General features: G+C 37.7%; 13 protein-coding genes. 7 read left to right on the forward strand and 6 right to left on the reverse strand.

Annotated features, from left to right (window positions below):
* Positions 1-121: 121 nt before the first annotated feature.
* Both QJV27_RS01365 and QJV27_RS01370 read right to left on the reverse strand, forming a co-directional pair.
* Positions 122-415 (reverse strand): RNA-binding S4 domain-containing protein, encoded by a 294-nt coding sequence (locus tag QJV27_RS01365; protein WP_281447198.1) that lies wholly within the window; start codon positions 413-415, stop codon positions 122-124.
* Positions 393-2,933, reverse strand: a complete 2,541-nt coding sequence (locus QJV27_RS01370) for a helicase-related protein (RefSeq protein WP_281447199.1) — start codon at positions 2,931-2,933, stop codon at positions 393-395. Before QJV27_RS01370 ends, QJV27_RS01365 begins: the two co-directional genes overlap by 23 nt.
* Positions 2,934-3,115: 182 nt before the next feature.
* On the opposite strand from QJV27_RS01370, the gene QJV27_RS01375 reads away from it, so the two are divergent.
* The 3 genes from QJV27_RS01375 (at position 3,116) to QJV27_RS01385 (ending at position 5,986) form a co-directional block, all read left to right on the forward strand.
* A complete protein-coding gene (locus tag QJV27_RS01375; RefSeq protein ID WP_281447200.1) occupies positions 3,116-4,522 on the forward strand; it encodes an amino acid permease in 1,407 nt (468 codons plus the stop codon).
* Positions 4,523-4,896: 374 nt separating this feature from the next.
* On the forward strand, positions 4,897-5,256 hold the full coding sequence (locus QJV27_RS01380) for a MarR family transcriptional regulator (protein WP_281447201.1): 360 nt from the start codon (positions 4,897-4,899) through the stop codon (positions 5,254-5,256).
* A 130-nt stretch (positions 5,257-5,386) separates the two neighbouring features.
* Positions 5,387-5,986, forward strand: coding sequence for a hypothetical protein (locus QJV27_RS01385; RefSeq protein WP_281447202.1), 600 nt, complete (start codon positions 5,387-5,389; stop codon positions 5,984-5,986).
* Positions 5,987-6,030: 44 nt separating this feature from the next.
* Here the strand turns inward: QJV27_RS01385 and QJV27_RS01390 are convergent, their stop codons facing one another.
* Complete coding sequence (locus QJV27_RS01390) at positions 6,031-7,011, reverse strand: glycosyltransferase family 4 protein (RefSeq protein WP_281447203.1); 981 nt, start codon at positions 7,009-7,011, stop codon at positions 6,031-6,033.
* 120 nt (positions 7,012-7,131) lie between these two features.
* Here QJV27_RS01390 and QJV27_RS01395 point away from each other — a divergent pair, with 120 nt between their 5' ends.
* The 3 genes from QJV27_RS01395 to QJV27_RS01405 are packed head-to-tail and all read left to right on the forward strand — an operon-like array spanning position 7,132 to position 10,781.
* Positions 7,132-9,102: a polysaccharide biosynthesis protein gene (locus QJV27_RS01395; RefSeq protein WP_408869608.1), complete on the forward strand. Its 1,971-nt coding sequence runs from the start codon at positions 7,132-7,134 to the stop codon at positions 9,100-9,102.
* 33 nt (positions 9,103-9,135) lie between these two features.
* On the forward strand, positions 9,136-10,269 hold the full coding sequence (locus tag QJV27_RS01400; RefSeq protein ID WP_281447204.1) for a DegT/DnrJ/EryC1/StrS family aminotransferase: 1,134 nt from the start codon (positions 9,136-9,138) through the stop codon (positions 10,267-10,269).
* A gap of 5 nt (positions 10,270-10,274) precedes the next feature.
* Complete coding sequence (locus QJV27_RS01405) at positions 10,275-10,781, forward strand: hypothetical protein (protein ID WP_281447205.1); 507 nt, start codon at positions 10,275-10,277, stop codon at positions 10,779-10,781.
* A gap of 148 nt (positions 10,782-10,929) precedes the next feature.
* On the opposite strand, the gene QJV27_RS01410 is transcribed toward QJV27_RS01405, so the two are convergent.
* A complete protein-coding gene (locus tag QJV27_RS01410; RefSeq protein ID WP_281447206.1) occupies positions 10,930-12,816 on the reverse strand; it encodes an ATP-binding cassette domain-containing protein in 1,887 nt (628 codons plus the stop codon).
* Between the two features lie 124 nt (positions 12,817-12,940).
* On the opposite strand from QJV27_RS01410, the gene ndk reads away from it, so the two are divergent.
* Positions 12,941-13,363 carry a nucleoside-diphosphate kinase gene (gene ndk, locus QJV27_RS01415; RefSeq protein WP_281447207.1) on the forward strand — a complete coding sequence of 141 codons (423 nt, stop codon included), beginning with the start codon at positions 12,941-12,943 and terminating at the stop codon, positions 13,361-13,363.
* Positions 13,364-13,465: 102 nt separating this feature from the next.
* On the opposite strand, the gene purN is transcribed toward ndk, so the two are convergent.
* Positions 13,466-14,086, reverse strand: a complete 621-nt coding sequence (gene purN / locus QJV27_RS01420) for a phosphoribosylglycinamide formyltransferase (RefSeq protein WP_408869630.1) — start codon at positions 14,084-14,086, stop codon at positions 13,466-13,468.
* Between the two features lie 12 nt (positions 14,087-14,098).
* On the reverse strand, positions 14,099-15,211 hold the full coding sequence (purM, locus tag QJV27_RS01425; protein WP_281447209.1) for a phosphoribosylformylglycinamidine cyclo-ligase: 1,113 nt from the start codon (positions 15,209-15,211) through the stop codon (positions 14,099-14,101).
* Positions 15,212-15,253: the final 42 nt, after the last annotated feature.

Raw genomic sequence — 15,253 nt, forward strand, 5'->3', positions numbered from 1 at the left:
CCCTTATAATTTTAAGTTTTACAGTTATTGATGGTAAAATCTAAACGTTGATTTATTTAGATTTAAGTATTTCTTGAGATTTATACAAGAAAATTAATTTCATTTATTATTACTTTAAAAATTATTTTTCAAGAATTTCTTCATATAAAAGTGAGATATTTCTGGCAGCAACCCGTTGCTTTGAGAAATTTAGTATCTTAATAACTCTGACCTTATTGTGATAGGGGAAAGTCAAAATATCATTCCTTTTAACTTGTGTTGATGGTTTGTGAATTAAAATAGAATTTAAACGAATAGCTGTTGATTTCGTAATGGTCGCACTGATACTTCTCGTTTTATAAATCCTAGCATGCCAAAGCCACAAATCTATCCTTTGAGAAAGAGGTTCTGTATCAATGATATCGATTGTTTTCATAGAACTGTTTTAGTGCCAAAAAAGTTTTTCGTGTTGACTGAGGCTTTTTTTGATTACGCTTAAACGTATGGTGCAGTTTTTTCGGTTTATTCGATTTTTGGAATGGGTAAGCTGCAAAGAGCAATGGTGCTGGAGGGCCCATTGGTAGCTTTGACAGAGATTGCGCTTTTTGAGTAAAGAAATTGAAAGCTTTTAAAATAGCATTAATATTGTCATGTTGGTAAGGTAGTGGAACCAAGGTCTGTTTGTTAAAGGCATTTGGGAAAAGCTGGGCTTTGTGGATTAATTTATTTGTTATTTTTTCTGCAATATCTATGCGAATAAACTGTGTTCCAGCTGGCATCCAGCCTAAATAACGCATAAATTCTACATCAAAATCAGTTAAGGCATTAATACAAATTTGACTGGATGCAGGTAGGATAGAAAAGTTAACCGAATGATGATAAATGTGAAAGAGCATGATCCTTAGATTGGATATTTTTTCTTTAAATATATTCTTTATATAAATCGCATGTGGGCCTGTAAGGATCCCATGTTTATATAAAAATCTTCTATTATCCTTGCTTAAATTATATGTTTTGCTTTTCCAAAGTATTCCACCATTTTCGTAAATTTGATGTAATATTCCACGCAATTCAACTGGAATGTTTTTGTTTTTTGATATTAGTAATTTTGGAAAAAAATTACGGACGATTGCCGTAACATAGTGTTGCAATTTTTTGATAATTACTTGACGGTGATAATCATTAAGAAATTCATTTTCAAATAGAGTAATTTCGGGATGCAAAAGATCTAAACCTTTTTTTAGTCGTGCAATAGGGGTTTGTTCCCATAAAATATATCCTGCTTTATAATCTAGGCTAAATTCATTGTGGTTTGCATCTACTATTTTATTAATTTGGCGGGGGATAATGGCATTAATATTTTTGCGAATACTTTTGAGGGCAAGCTTGTGTTCTTCATCTGCCAAAGTTTCCTTCATAACCAAGGAAAGCCCTTTGAACGTACCAATACTGTGTCCTTCGATTAAAATATCACCAGAAGGAGTTATAGAAGTCAGTAAATCATTTTTTTCGTGGCTATTTAAATTGCGAATTAACGAAGTTGCACGTTGATTCACAAAACGGCTCATTAACGCAGTGTGAAGCGCATCAGAAAGACGATCTTCAACTTCCCTTGCTTGAGCTTGCCAGTAGGGTGCATGCTCTACCCACTGATTTTTTGTTGCTATATAGGCACAAATGCGAATACCTGAAAGTCTTTGCATTAAGGTATCGATGTCGCCATAGGGATGGTTTAATTGTTCAATTTGTTGATTCAACCATGTTTCGGGGACATACCCTTGTTTTAATAAAAAAAGAAAAGTCTTTTTACAAATACGGGCATGGCTATCCCCTCCTAATTTTTTAAAGTCAGGGATTTGGCAGTTTTCCCATAGAAGCTGCGTTTTCTCCTGGGTTGAGCAGGCAGCCATAATTTCTGGATCTTGAATTAAATAGACAAGTGTTTGCAGGTCCGAAGCATGATTTCCAGCAATTAAGGTTTTTAGTGGAGGGGCGTGCGTTAATGAATGTAATAAAGTAGAAGGGTTAGAGAAATCCAAGTGGTGATTACGCCAATAGACTTGTTTTAATGTATCGAAATGATGATTTTCAACTGAATTTATAATTTTTTCAGAGATCGCATGACAATTTGCAGTCGTGCCAAAAGTTCCATCTCGCATTCCTCTGCCAGCCCGTCCAGCAATTTGGGCAATTTCAGTTGCAAATAGATTGCGCATTTGGCGACCATCGAATTTAGATAGACTGGCAAAAGCCACATGATTGACATTCATATTCAGTCCCATCCCGATGGCATCGGTTGCCACTAAATAATCAACATCTTTGTTTTGATACAACTCCATCTGTGCGTTGCGGGTTCGTGGTGATAAACGTCCCATCACAATGGCACAGCCCCCGTGCTTTCTTTTAATAAATTCGGCAATAGCGTATACCTCAGTCGCGGAGAAGGCAACAATGGCACAGCGTGAGGGTAGTTTGGTAATTTTACTAAAACCACTGTAGTTTAATAAAGAAAGGCGAGGGCGGGATTCAATTTCTATTCCAGGAATTAATTGCTTTAGGATCGGGGTCATTGTATCTGCCCCCAAAAACATGGTTTCAATGTTTCCTCGGCAATTTAATAACCGATCGGTAAATATATGTCCTCGATCGGGATCGGCACAAAGCTGGATCTCGTCAATGGCGATAAAATCAACAGCAGTTGTAATTGGCATTGCCTCAACAGTACAGGAAAACCATTTTGCTGTTGGGGGGATAATTTTTTCTTCGCCTGTGATTAATGCAACGTATTTTTCACCTTTTAAACTGACCATTCGATCATAATTTTCTTTGGCTAGTAAGCGCAAGGGAAAGCCAATAATCCCCGAAGAATGGGCCATCATACGTTCTATGGCCAGATGTGTTTTTCCTGTGTTCGTTGGACCAAGGATGGCTTTGACGTGGTGGGTAGAGGACATAAAAATACTTTATTGTGATAAAATTTGGATAGGAAAATGATTTAAATCCGTTAGATGTTATATCGATTATTATTTTACTTTAAAAAAAACGTATAATACATGATAAATCTTTCTATACGATTTAAAGATACAAAATTCTATTAATCACTATGTGCACTATAGCAAAGGAATAAGGCTTTTATATGGATCAGGATAATAAAGACACGTTACAAAGAAACTTAAGTAACCGCCATATTCAATTAATTGCAATCGGGGGGTGCATTGGCACTGGTTTGTTCCTAGGGGCTGGTAGCACTATTCATCTTGCGGGACCTTCGATTGTTCTAATTTATACGATTATTGGTGCCATTGTTTTTCTGGTCATGCGAGCGTTGGGTGAGTTATTACTGTCCAATTTAAAATATAAGTCTTTTGTCGACTTTGTTAGCGAGCTTTTGGGACCTTTTGCTGGGTTTATCTTGGGGTGGTCATATTGGTTGTGTTGGGTTGTTATCGGTATTGCTGATTTGATCGCAATATCGGGATATACACATATGTTTTTCCCTCATTTGCCCTCGTGGATACCAGCCTTGGCTTGTATTGTTATTTTCTATCTTTTGAATCGATTAACGGTACGTTTATTTGGGGAAATGGAGTTTTGGTTTGCAATTATCAAAGTCATTGCTATTTGTTTATTAATTTTAATTGGCATTTTTTTCATTGGTATCGCTTTTAAATCACCATCTGGTGATGTTGCGTCTTTAGGCAATATTTTTAACAATGGTGATTTGTTTCCAAATGGATATCGTGGATTTCTAGCAGGATTTCAAAGTGCCACCTTTGCATTTATTGGGGTAGAGCTGGTTGGAACAGTTGCTGCGGAATCTAAAGACCCTTTTAAAAATTTACCCAAAGCCATAAATAATATTCCTATCAGAATCATCATGTTTTATGTTCTGGCTGTGATGGTGATTATGGCCGTAATCCCTTGGCACAGTATTAATCCAGATAAAAGCCCTTTTATTGTTTTATTTTTATTTGCTGGGCTGCCTGCTGCTGCTGCGATTGTATATATTGTTGTGATGACATCAGCCGCGTCTTCAACAAATAGTGGTATTTTTTCTACTAGCCGTATGTTGTATGGCTTGGCTTTGCTGAAAAAAGCACCGAATATATTCACTATTCTTTCAAAGTCCTCTGTCCCTATTAATGGTTTACGGTTTTCATGTATCTGTTTGTTATCATCGGTCATTTTATTGGCAATTGGTAATAAAAATATCATGGATAGTTTTATTTTAGTTTCTTCAGTTGCCACGATTATTTCTTTATTTACATGGTTTTTAATTTTACTGTCCTATATTCGCTATCGAAAAAAATACCCTAAGCGTCATTTAGAATCGTGCTTTAAGATGCCTGGGGGAATATTATCGTGCTGGGTTTGTATTATTTTTATCGCCGTTGCGATTCTTACCCTAACTTTACAACCCAGCACTAGAATAGCTTTATATTTAGGGTGTGTGTGGTTTATTTTTATTTCAAGTAGTTATCTATTAATACCCAAGTCAGTAAAAACTGATTGGAAAGCATTAATCAATAAATCTTTAAATTAACTATTTGATATATAATAAATTTTTGCTTTATTATTCCTTCGTTACTGCTATTTTATTTGATATTAGTAACGAAGATATTTTTCTTATTTGAAATATATTACGAAAACGTTTTGATAAGACAAAATATTTTCCTCTTTTATTTGGAGGCGATATTATTCTGTATCTATTTTAAGTTTAGTATCAAAACGTTTAGGTTGTTTTTTACCACGATTGGTTGTATTTTAAAAAAGTTATAATTATAACAATATTATTTTGCATATGAGGTTGATATTTGCACTTCGAATACTCATTTGTTGAATATAATATTGCGCAATTATTGCGTAATTATTGAAATAATCTTGAATCAGTTTTGAAAAAATGAATGGTTAAAAATTATGGTTTACAATAATACTTCTTCTGAACAACAAATTATGGTTTTAAAAGAAACAATTACGACTTTGGTCCGTCAAGAAACACCAGATCTATCAGCACGTCAATTGGCTGTATTTTTAATTTGCTATTTAACTGATACTGTCCAAACAGTTCGTGGACTGGCTACAGCTTTACAAGTTTCAAAACCCGCTATTACGCGTGCTTTGGATCGTTTAGAAGAGTTAGGTCTAGTTTCTAGGAAAATTGATCCGATGGATCGTCGTTCTGTATTGGTTCAACGTACAGACGCTGGCGCTGAATATTTAACAAATATTCAATCCATTATGACAATCGCTTCAAAAGATGATAATAAAAACCACTAAAACTTATGTAATTTAATTATATTTTGATGATTAGGGATTGATCTCTTCTATTATAACCTATTAACATATTTGTAATTTTATATATTCGGTGTAATATATGATTAATTACAAATTTTTTAAGGGTTTTATAATGAAAAAGATTTATTTGTTGTTAGCAGCAACCTTTATTAGTGCCCCAGTCTTAAGTCATCAAGTATTTGCAGCAAATGATCACAAACCTGTTGATCATCCTGCTGCAACTTCTGATAAACCTTCTGGCACTGTGTATATGACCTTCCATTCTGCAGATGTTGGTGTTGGGTATACTTGGGGGGACGGCATTTTAAAATATCATGGCAAAACTTACAAGTTTAAAATCAAAGGCGGCAATGTTGTTGCGCTTGGGTTTTCAAAATCTCAAGCTTCTGGACATGTATATAACCTAAAAAATATATATGATTTTGCTGGTAACTATGCTTCAGCAGCGGGTGAAGCCACTGCAGGTGTTGGAGTTGGTGCTGCTAATCTTAAAAACACAAAAAATGTTGTTATTGCGATTGATACCAAAACAATGGGTGGTCGTTTAGCTGGCGCCCCTGGAGGGTTTTCAATTAAATTTGTAGATAGCAAATTGCAACGTGCTGCAGAGGCAAATGACAAAGCTGAAAGTAAGTCTGCTAAACAGAAAAAACAAGGCCATACGACTACCGAAGATCTTAATCAACAACAACTAAACAAAGTTAAAGATTGATCTTCTTAAGTCCTATTTAAGAATGGTAAGGTAATATTTAGGCCTTACCATTTTTTTATGCCGTATTTAACGGTTTGATAATAAATATATAAAGTCCAAACCAATTGCGGGCACAATAATAACCCTAAATCCAAAAAAATAGGAAAGGATGATGTCGGTGGGAAATAAACGAATATAATTCCACCCCATATAGAAAATGCCCAGTGAATTAAAGTGATGACGGATGCTTTAATCGTGCATCGATGGGCCATTTGATATAAATGGCTGCGATGTGCTTTCAAAAGTGGATCTTTTTCTTTTATCCTTCTAATTAGGGTAAAAGTTACATCGTAGATCATTGCGAATAATACGAAAAAAATTAAAAAGGTTTCTGTAGGTATTATATTAAAGTCAAAATGGCTCTTTTGACTCAAAGGGGAGATCGCAAAATACGCCAGTAAAAATCCACATGCTTGACTGCCAACATCCCCCATGAATATTTCGGCTTTTGGGTAATTAAATGGTAAAAAACCAAGCAATCCACAAAATAGAGCCAATGAAATTAGACGATAATCAAATTGTTGGGTATAGATATAGAAAAATAAACAGCAAATAGCGGTAACCCCAGAAGTCAAACCATTCAAACCATCCATAAAATTTAAAGCATTCGTTACGTATACCAGCCATATTAAAATAATAGGCACCAGAATATAGGAACTATTTTGTAAAACAGAGATCGGGACGGTACAGATTACAATAACTATGGCACACACAATTTGAGCAACAAGTTTAATAAGTGCGGGCCATTGTTTTAGATCATCCAACCATGAGATAATAGACAGAAATGCAACGGTAATTAACAAAGCAAGAACCGAAAACAGATAAGGTTGGTGTAACAAAGGAAAAATTATTATACTGCCTATTAAAAACGCACATACAATCCCAACTCCTCCACCTTTTGGGGTGGGGATGGTATGCGAGCTTCTTGAAACAGGGGTATCCATAACGCCAATACGCGTCATAATTTTTACAATTATTGCAGACAATAGGGTGGTTCCTATCAGCCATGCTACAAATAAAGAGTGAGACGATAGAGTGATCATTGTTTTTTTAGATAATGAAATGCTATATGTTAACGACGTTTATAAGGCTATAGAGATGGAATATTGACATTGCAACAGTCTAATTTATCTGAGGTTTCAAAGCAAACAAAGAGATATAACCGTATCGTGGTTAATCTGTTAATGGATGGTATTCTTGCTGCTATTGCTGCCCCTTTGGCACGTTGGCTTGCTGATCCACAGGATGGATTGTTGCATCCATTATGGTTTTTAACCAGTGGGGTTATTACTTTATTGGTTAGTGGTATTCCTTTTCACATACCTCAACAATATTGGCGATTTTCTGGGATTGCAGATTTATTAAATATAGCTGCTGCTGCCGTTGGCAGTTCCATTTTATTTTCATGTCTGCTGGTGTTTAATGGTTATCCAATGCCTTCTGATACTTTTCCCATTATTTATGCCTTGGTATTATTGGTGTTAATGGGGGGTGGGCGTGTTACCTATCGTCTATGTACGTCAGAAAATATACGGATTAATCGTCAAAAAAAGCAAAAAATCTTATTGTTAGGCAGCGATGAAGATATCGACTTGTTTATTCGTGCAATCAAGCGGGATACGCAATCTGTTTTTCGTGTTGTTGGATTGATTTCATTTCGTCAAAGTCGAAAGGGACACCGTATTCATAACGCACCCATTTTGGGGAATTTTGAAGATTTGGCAGATATTTTGTCAAATCTAAAAAATCAACAAAAACTTCCAGCAACTTTAGTAATCACAGGGGGGGATTTAAGAGGCCCTCAATTAAGAGCACTTTTATCAGTTGCGGAAAAATGGGGAATACAAGTCAAACGAACCCCTACTTTAACCAGCCTAACCCCTGCCAGTAACGTAGAACTACAACCTATCGCCTTAGAAGAATTATTAAATAGACCCCAAGTCCCCTTAGATCACGAAGGGATGGAGTTAATGATTCGCAATAAGGTTGTTGTTGTAACAGGTGCAGGAGGCAGCATTGGTTCAGAGTTAGTCAGACAAATTGCAGCTTTATTGCCAAAATTGCTTATTTTATTGGATCATAGTGAATATGCTTTATGGAAAATAAATGTAGAATTGACTGAACGCAAGTTGAATGGGGATCGTCAATGTGTGTTGGCAAATATTCGAGATCAAGATCGAATATATAGTTTATTTGAACAATATCGTCCTGAAATTGTGTTCCACGCTGCGGCCCTAAAGCACGTACCAATGATTGAAAATAATCCAATTGAAGGGTTCTTAACTAATATTATTGGTACTCGTATCATTGCCAATGCTGCGGCTGTAACAGGGGTCAAAGCATTAATCATGATTTCGACGGACAAAGCCGTAAACCCGTCTAGTTTAATGGGGGCTTCGAAGCGGGTTGCTGAAATGTATTGTCAAGCGCTGGATATGGCAATTCATAATCATGATGAACAACAGTTAAAAGATATTGTTGATATTCCACCAACAAGTATGATGCGATGCGTAACTGTAAGGTTTGGTAATGTATTGGGATCAACAGGATCAGTAGTACCACTGTTTCGTAGGCAGTTGCGCCATGGGGGACCATTAACAGTAACCGATCCTGAAATGAAACGGTATTTTATGACCGTGTCAGAAGCAGTAGGATTGGTACTGCAAGCCAGTGTGCGGGCAACAATTTACCGAGGCGGAAATGATTTAACAGATCAGATGCTAAAAAACGGTGGAATTTTTGTATTAGATATGGGTGAACCTGTCAAAATTTTAGATTTGGCACGTCAACTTATTCGATTAGCTGGATTAAAACCTGAAGAAGATATTCAAATCGAGTTTACAGGTTTACGTCCAGGTGAAAAACTGTTTGAGGAATTATTTCATGGTAAAGAAGCACCCATGCCAACAGATCATGCAGCTTTAATGATGGCCACACCACGGATGGTCAATTTACAAGAGGTTAATGAGTTAATTAATCAAATAGAGGCAATTTGTATCCAAGGGGATGTGAAGCAAGCCATTCATCTTGTTCAACAATTGGTGCCAGAATTTACTCATAAATCGAATATGCAGTAATTATTGCTATTATATTAAGAAAAGAGATAGATAATGAATACCCCAATATTATTTCTTGATTTAAAAAAACAACAACAGCGTCTGGGAAATGTGATTACAGATCGTGTCAATCAAGTTTTATGTCATTGTCAATTTATACTGGGTCCCGAGGTTCAAGAGTTAGAGGATCGTTTGGCTCGATATGTTGGGGCACGATTTTGTGTTGGTGTTTCTTCGGGAACAGATGCCATTCAGATTGCATTAATGGCAGAAAATATTGGGGCAGGGGATGCTGTTTTTTTACCTGCTTTCACTTATACCGCGACCGCAGAAGTCCCGCTAGTAATAGGGGCAACACCTGTTTTTGTCGATATTCATCCTAAAACTTTTCAAATTGATCCCGAACATCTAAAGTCTTGTATCCACGAAATAAAATCTTCAGGAAAATTAAAACCCAAAGCCATCATTGGGGTGGATTTATTTGGGCAACCAGCCCCTTGGGACGAATTACGTAAAATTGCTGATCAAGAAGGTTTGTATCTTTTAGATGATTGTGCGCAATCTTTTGGTGGCTTTTATCAAGGCCGTAAGTTAGGTTGCGAAGCCGATGCAACGGTTACTTCTTTTTTTCCGTCGAAACCCTTTGGTGGTTATGGTGACGGGGGGGCTATTTTTACCAATGATGCAGCAAAGGCAGAGTTATATCGTTCTTTACGCACACACGGCGAGGGGAAAACAAGATATCAAGTCTTAAGAACAGGGATGAATGGGCGTCTGGATACCATACAAGCCGCTGTATTGTTGGCTAAACTTGATTTTTTTGAGGATGAAATTGCACGTCGTGAAGAAATAGCCACATTATACGATCAACATTTGTCTGCGTATGTAACCACGCCAGCTAGAGTTCCTGACAGTAAGAGTGCTTGGGCAATCTATTCTGTTTTATTGGAAAATGAAGCAAAGCGAACAATAATGCAGCGTATGTTAAAAGAGCAGGGGATACCAACCGCTATTTATTATCCTTTACCTCTGCATCAGCAACCAGCTTATTGTCAGTATCATGATGGCAATGCACTACCAGTTTCAGAAGCTCTGTCAAAAAAAATATTGGCATTACCGATTCATCCAGAGTTAACCGATGAAGAAGTATTCAGAATTATTCATGCGATTAAGAACATAGAGGCATAAAATTAATGCGGAAACAAAATATATTTTTGACTTTGATCGTGGCATTTTGTTTTGTTGTGGTCATCGGTATTTGGTTGATGGTTCGCACAGAGTTGCGTCCTGTTACCTTTCCAGAAGTTGTTAACGCAGAATTAGTGGTGGGCCCCTTGCATAAGGTGCGCATATTGACCCCACAAGAATTACAGGTCGTTCAAAAATGGATTAAGGATAACGAAAAAGGTTGGGGTCCGTTGCGCCGTAACCCACCTTCGACTGGGGACGTCGAAATCCGCTTTAATCAAGGTATTAATGAGGCTGATTATGCCAATAAACCTAAAGATCAACGCCCATATCCTTTTACCTTAGTATTATGGTTAGGAATTAGCCAAGCAGATTGGAATAACCAAGTGTTTTATGAGGTTATTGATCATAATGAGAGTAAAGTCTATTTGAAAAAATGTAGTGACCAAGAATTTGATCCTTTGAGAAAGTTAGTGGATCAATACGATTATGAGCGTACACAGTTTCCATAAGTTTTAGTATATGTTTCGTAATTTAAGACATTGCCAAGGGTGCAAGAAATGCCAATTCGGTTAAATCCGCCTGGTTGGTTTATGGTTTTCGAAAAGAAATGAAGAAATTATTAGGAAAAATTTTACATTTAATTGACTATTTTAGCAATTACTCTTGATTGCTCTCTAATTCTTCTTGCAGTTTCAACCACAGTTCTTCGGCTTCATTTTGCTTGTTTTGCCAGTCAGCAAGCTTAATTTGAAGGGCTGTAATTTCCTCTGGTTTGGCAGATATATACAAATCTGTATCTGCCAATTTCTCCTCTAATTTTTTGCTTTCTAACGCGTATTTATTCATTAACTTTTCTGTATCTCGGATTTTATTGCGTAAAGGTTGCAATAATTTACGCTTTTCAGCCCGTTCTTTGCGGGCCTCTTTTTGGGAAGAAGCTGTGCCATTTATTGTTTTTGCATGTTGATTGGCTTCTTTGCGTTGATCGTCTAACCATTGACGGTAATCATTAATATCCCCATCAAAAGGCTGAATAGAGCCTTTATTAACCAACCACAGGCGATCAGCAATTAATTCGATTAATCTGGCATCGTGGGAAATTAAAATAACTGCACCTTCGAAAGAGGAAAGGGCATGAACCAAGGATTCCTTCGCATCTAAATCCAAATGGTTAGTAGGTTCATCTAATAGCAAAATATTTGGATTATGACGTGTTGCCAAAGCCAGAACCAATCGCGCTTTTTCACCACCAGAAAGGGATTGCACAGCCGTATCCACCCGTGCAGCATCCAGTCCAAAACGCGCCAGCTGTGCGCGCAATTCTGTGGATGTTGCCTTGGGTAAAGCGGTTTGCATATGCATCAATGGCGTATGTTCGGCAATTAGATCTTCAAGCTGATGTTGTGCAAAATATCCAACAGATAATTTTGGATTATAATTAATGTTGCCCTCAAAGGGTTTTAACCGTCCAGCAATTAACTTAATAAAAGTTGATTTTCCGTTTCCATTTGCCCCCAGCAGGGCAATACGATCGTCAGGGTCAATTCGTAAGGATAAATCAGATAAGATAATCCGTTCCCCATATCCAGCTTTGACTTGTTGCAAAGTAATCAAAGGAGGGGGCAATTCAATTGGTTGTGGGAATTCAAAATGAATAGAAGTTTCTTCTACAACCGCCTGTAAAGGGGGCAGTTTTTCCAACGCCTTTAATCGTGCTTGGGCTTGACGTGCTTTGGTTGCTTTGGCGCGAAAACGATCAACGAAAGACTGCATATGGGCTCGTTTTGCAGCAATCTTTTCGGCCTCACGATTTTGTTGCAGCGTTTTTTCGTTCTTAATTCTAATGAATTCCTCATATCCACCAACGGTTAAAGATAATTTATGTTGATGCAGATGTGCGATGGCATTAACAGAACGATCCAATAGATTTCGATCGTGACTGACAATCAGCGCACTGCCCGCAAAGGATTCAAGCCAAGATTCTAACCATAAGGTTGCTTCTAGATCCAAGTGATTTGTAGGTTCATCTAGCAACAGTAAATCTGGATTTAAGAATAAAGTACTGGCCAGGGCAACACGCATACGCCATCCTCCTGAAAAATCGGCAACAGGACGCTGTTGATTTTCTTCATTAAATCCTAATCCAGCTAAAATCGTTGCGGCCCTGGCGGGGGCGCTGTCGGCATCAATAGCGATCAATCGTTCATGAACCTCTGCTAATCGATAGGCATCTTGAATATGTTCAGCTTCATATAATAATTGGCTGCGTTCTTGATCTGCTGCCAAAACGGTATCAATTAGGGAATGTTGGCCAGAGGGGGCTTCTTGTTTTACACGTGCCATTCTGATTCGGTTAGGAATTAAGATATCCCCGCCATCAATAGGGATATCGCCCGCGATTGCTGCCAGTAATGTTGATTTCCCCGTTCCATTTCGCCCGACCAAGCCTACTTTTTGGCCATTTTCGATCGTTAAAGAAGCATTTTCTAAGAGAGGGCGGCCAAATATACGAAGGGTTAGATTATTAATAACCAGAGTGCTCACAGCTTTGCTCGTGTAAAATAGTGTAAAAAATTGTCGACAAGATAATAAAATTTCTTTTATTTACCAATAGAGTTTTTCTTTTATAAAGAATGATTTGTATTTATCCCAAATAAGGAAAAAAATTATGGCACTTCAAAGAACATTATCTATTTTAAAACCTGATGCAACCCGCCGCAACCTAACAGGTAAAATTAATGCGTTAATCGAAGGAACCGGTCTTAAAATCGTTGCACAAAAACGTTTACAATTAAGCCAAGCCCAAGCAGAAGCTTTTTATGCAGTTCATAAAGAACGTCCATTCTTTAATGATCTTGTTTCATTTATGATCAGTGGTCCAGTTGTTGTGCAAGTGTTAGAGGGCGAAGACGCTGTTGCTAAAAATCGTGAAATTATGGGTGCAACTAATCCCAAAGATGCAGCTGCCCACACAATTCGTGCGCAATTTGCTGAATCTATCGAAGCAAATTCGGTCCATGGTTCTGATTCTGCTGAAAATGCAGCAAACGAAATTAAATTTTTCTTTGCTGAAATTGAAATTAATGCTTAGTTCATTTTGAATTTAAAAGAGCCCTAAAATTATTTATGGACTTGGTTAAATGATCTAATGAATATTAAAAAGCCCCAAGAGGATATTTTCTTGGGGCTTTTTTTAACCATTTAGCAATGCCTCAGTTGAACAATCGGCGGGTTCTTTACGCAAGAAATTTTTTAGAACCTGCGGATAGAGGATGTGTTCTTGCTTTAATAATCGTTGTGCTAGAGTGTGTTCTGTATCAAAGGGCAGAATTGGTACTATGGCTTGTCCTAAAATAGGACCTTGATCCATATCTTCGGTGACGATATGCACGGTACATCCATGCACTTTCATACCTGCTTGAATTGCTTTGGCGTGCGTATTTAGACCAGGGAATAATGGCAGGATACTGGGATGAATATTTAAAATTCTGCCTTTCCAATTATTGATAAGAAAAGGCGTTAAGATTCGCATATATCCAGCCAGACAAATGGTCGAAATATTATGCGCTTGCAAAGCCGCATCAATCTGACGTTCATGAGCTTGGCGATCTTTACCAAAACTATGGTGATCTATCACTTGGGTTGAGATACCAGCTTTACGAGCGGAGTCCAGTCCCAAAGCATCGGGATTATTGCTTATAACTAGCTCGATAGAGGCAGGAAAAGAAGGTTTTTGGCATGCTGCAATCAAGGCATCCATATTACTGCCCCTGCCGCTGATAAGAATAGCTACACGTTCTTTAAGAGCCATCAGACATCTCCAACTTTATTCTTCTTCTGGCACAAAGGTAAAATCAGGCAAGTCACTAAATTCAACTACAGGATCGCTGTTTGGATCATCGTTGGCGGCAATATGACCAATGACGTAAGCTTCTGTATCGGTATCGTTTAATAATTCATTCACTGCGGCCACATCGGATACGATTAGGATCATACCAATACCACAATTGAAAACCTTTAACATTTCCTCGGTCTTAACATTTCCTGCGTGGGCCAACCAAGAAAAAACAGGTGGCATAGGCCAGCTTTCACCATCGATTGTAGCAATGGTTCCTTTTGGTAAAATACGGGGGAGGTTGCCAATAATACCACCGCCTGTTATGTGTGCAGCCCCGTGCAGCAATCCTGCATTATGAAGTTTAATAACGGGTTCTACATAAAGTTTGGTTGGGGTTAGTAGGGCTTCACCTAAAAACTGATCAGGATCAAAGGGGGCAATATCGTCCCATGCCAGATTTTGTGATTTTACAATTGAACGAATTAAGGAATAACCATTAGAATGTGCACCGTTGGAAGTTAATCCTATAATTTTATTTCCCGGGACAATATTTTGTGGCAATAACGCATTGCGTTCAACAGCCCCCACAGAAAATCCAGCTAAATCGTAATGATCGTTGTGATACATACCTGGCATTTCTGCTGTTTCACCACCAATTAATGCACATCCACATTGTTCACATGCGGTACTAATTCCAGTAATAACACGCTGTGCTTGTTTAATATCCAATTTACCAGTGGCAAAGTAATCAAGAAAGAATAGGGGTTTTGCCCCTTGGACGATTAGATCATTGACACACATGCCAACCAGATCAAAGCCAATATGGTCGCACAGACCTGTTTCGATGGCGATCAGTAATTTTGTGCCGACCCCATCTGTACCAGAGACAAGAATAGGATCCTTGAAGCCCGCTGCTTTAACGTCAAATAAGGCACCAAATCCCCCCAAATTTCCCATAACGCCAGCTTGGCTTGTTTTAGAGACTGCTGGTTTGATGGCTTCAATTAAGGCATCACCAGCAGCAATATCAACACCTGATTGTTCATATGTTGCACCATTTTCTATGTTGGTTTGTTTTAATTCCAGGGAATCTGAAGTCATTCTTAAGCAGCCTTTATCTATTGCTTTGGTTATTTATCTTTA

The organism is Commensalibacter oyaizuii (genome assembly GCF_029953265.1).
GTDB lineage: Bacteria > Pseudomonadota > Alphaproteobacteria > Acetobacterales > Acetobacteraceae > Commensalibacter > Commensalibacter oyaizuii.

Coding starts and splice junctions, on each gene's coding strand:
- QJV27_RS01365 (WP_281447198.1), bottom strand. CDS start 415: ATGAAAACAATCGATATCATTGATACAGAACCTCTTTCTCAAAGGATA.
- QJV27_RS01370 (WP_281447199.1), bottom strand. CDS start 2,933: ATGTCCTCTACCCACCACGTCAAAGCCATCCTTGGTCCAACGAACACA.
- QJV27_RS01375 (WP_281447200.1), top strand. CDS start 3,116: ATGGATCAGGATAATAAAGACACGTTACAAAGAAACTTAAGTAACCGC.
- QJV27_RS01380 (WP_281447201.1), top strand. CDS start 4,897: ATGGTTTACAATAATACTTCTTCTGAACAACAAATTATGGTTTTAAAA.
- QJV27_RS01385 (WP_281447202.1), top strand. CDS start 5,387: ATGAAAAAGATTTATTTGTTGTTAGCAGCAACCTTTATTAGTGCCCCA.
- QJV27_RS01400 (WP_281447204.1), top strand. CDS start 9,136: ATGAATACCCCAATATTATTTCTTGATTTAAAAAAACAACAACAGCGT.
- QJV27_RS01405 (WP_281447205.1), top strand. CDS start 10,275: ATGCGGAAACAAAATATATTTTTGACTTTGATCGTGGCATTTTGTTTT.
- ndk (WP_281447207.1), top strand. CDS start 12,941: ATGGCACTTCAAAGAACATTATCTATTTTAAAACCTGATGCAACCCGC.
- purM (WP_281447209.1), bottom strand. CDS start 15,211: ATGACTTCAGATTCCCTGGAATTAAAACAAACCAACATAGAAAATGGT.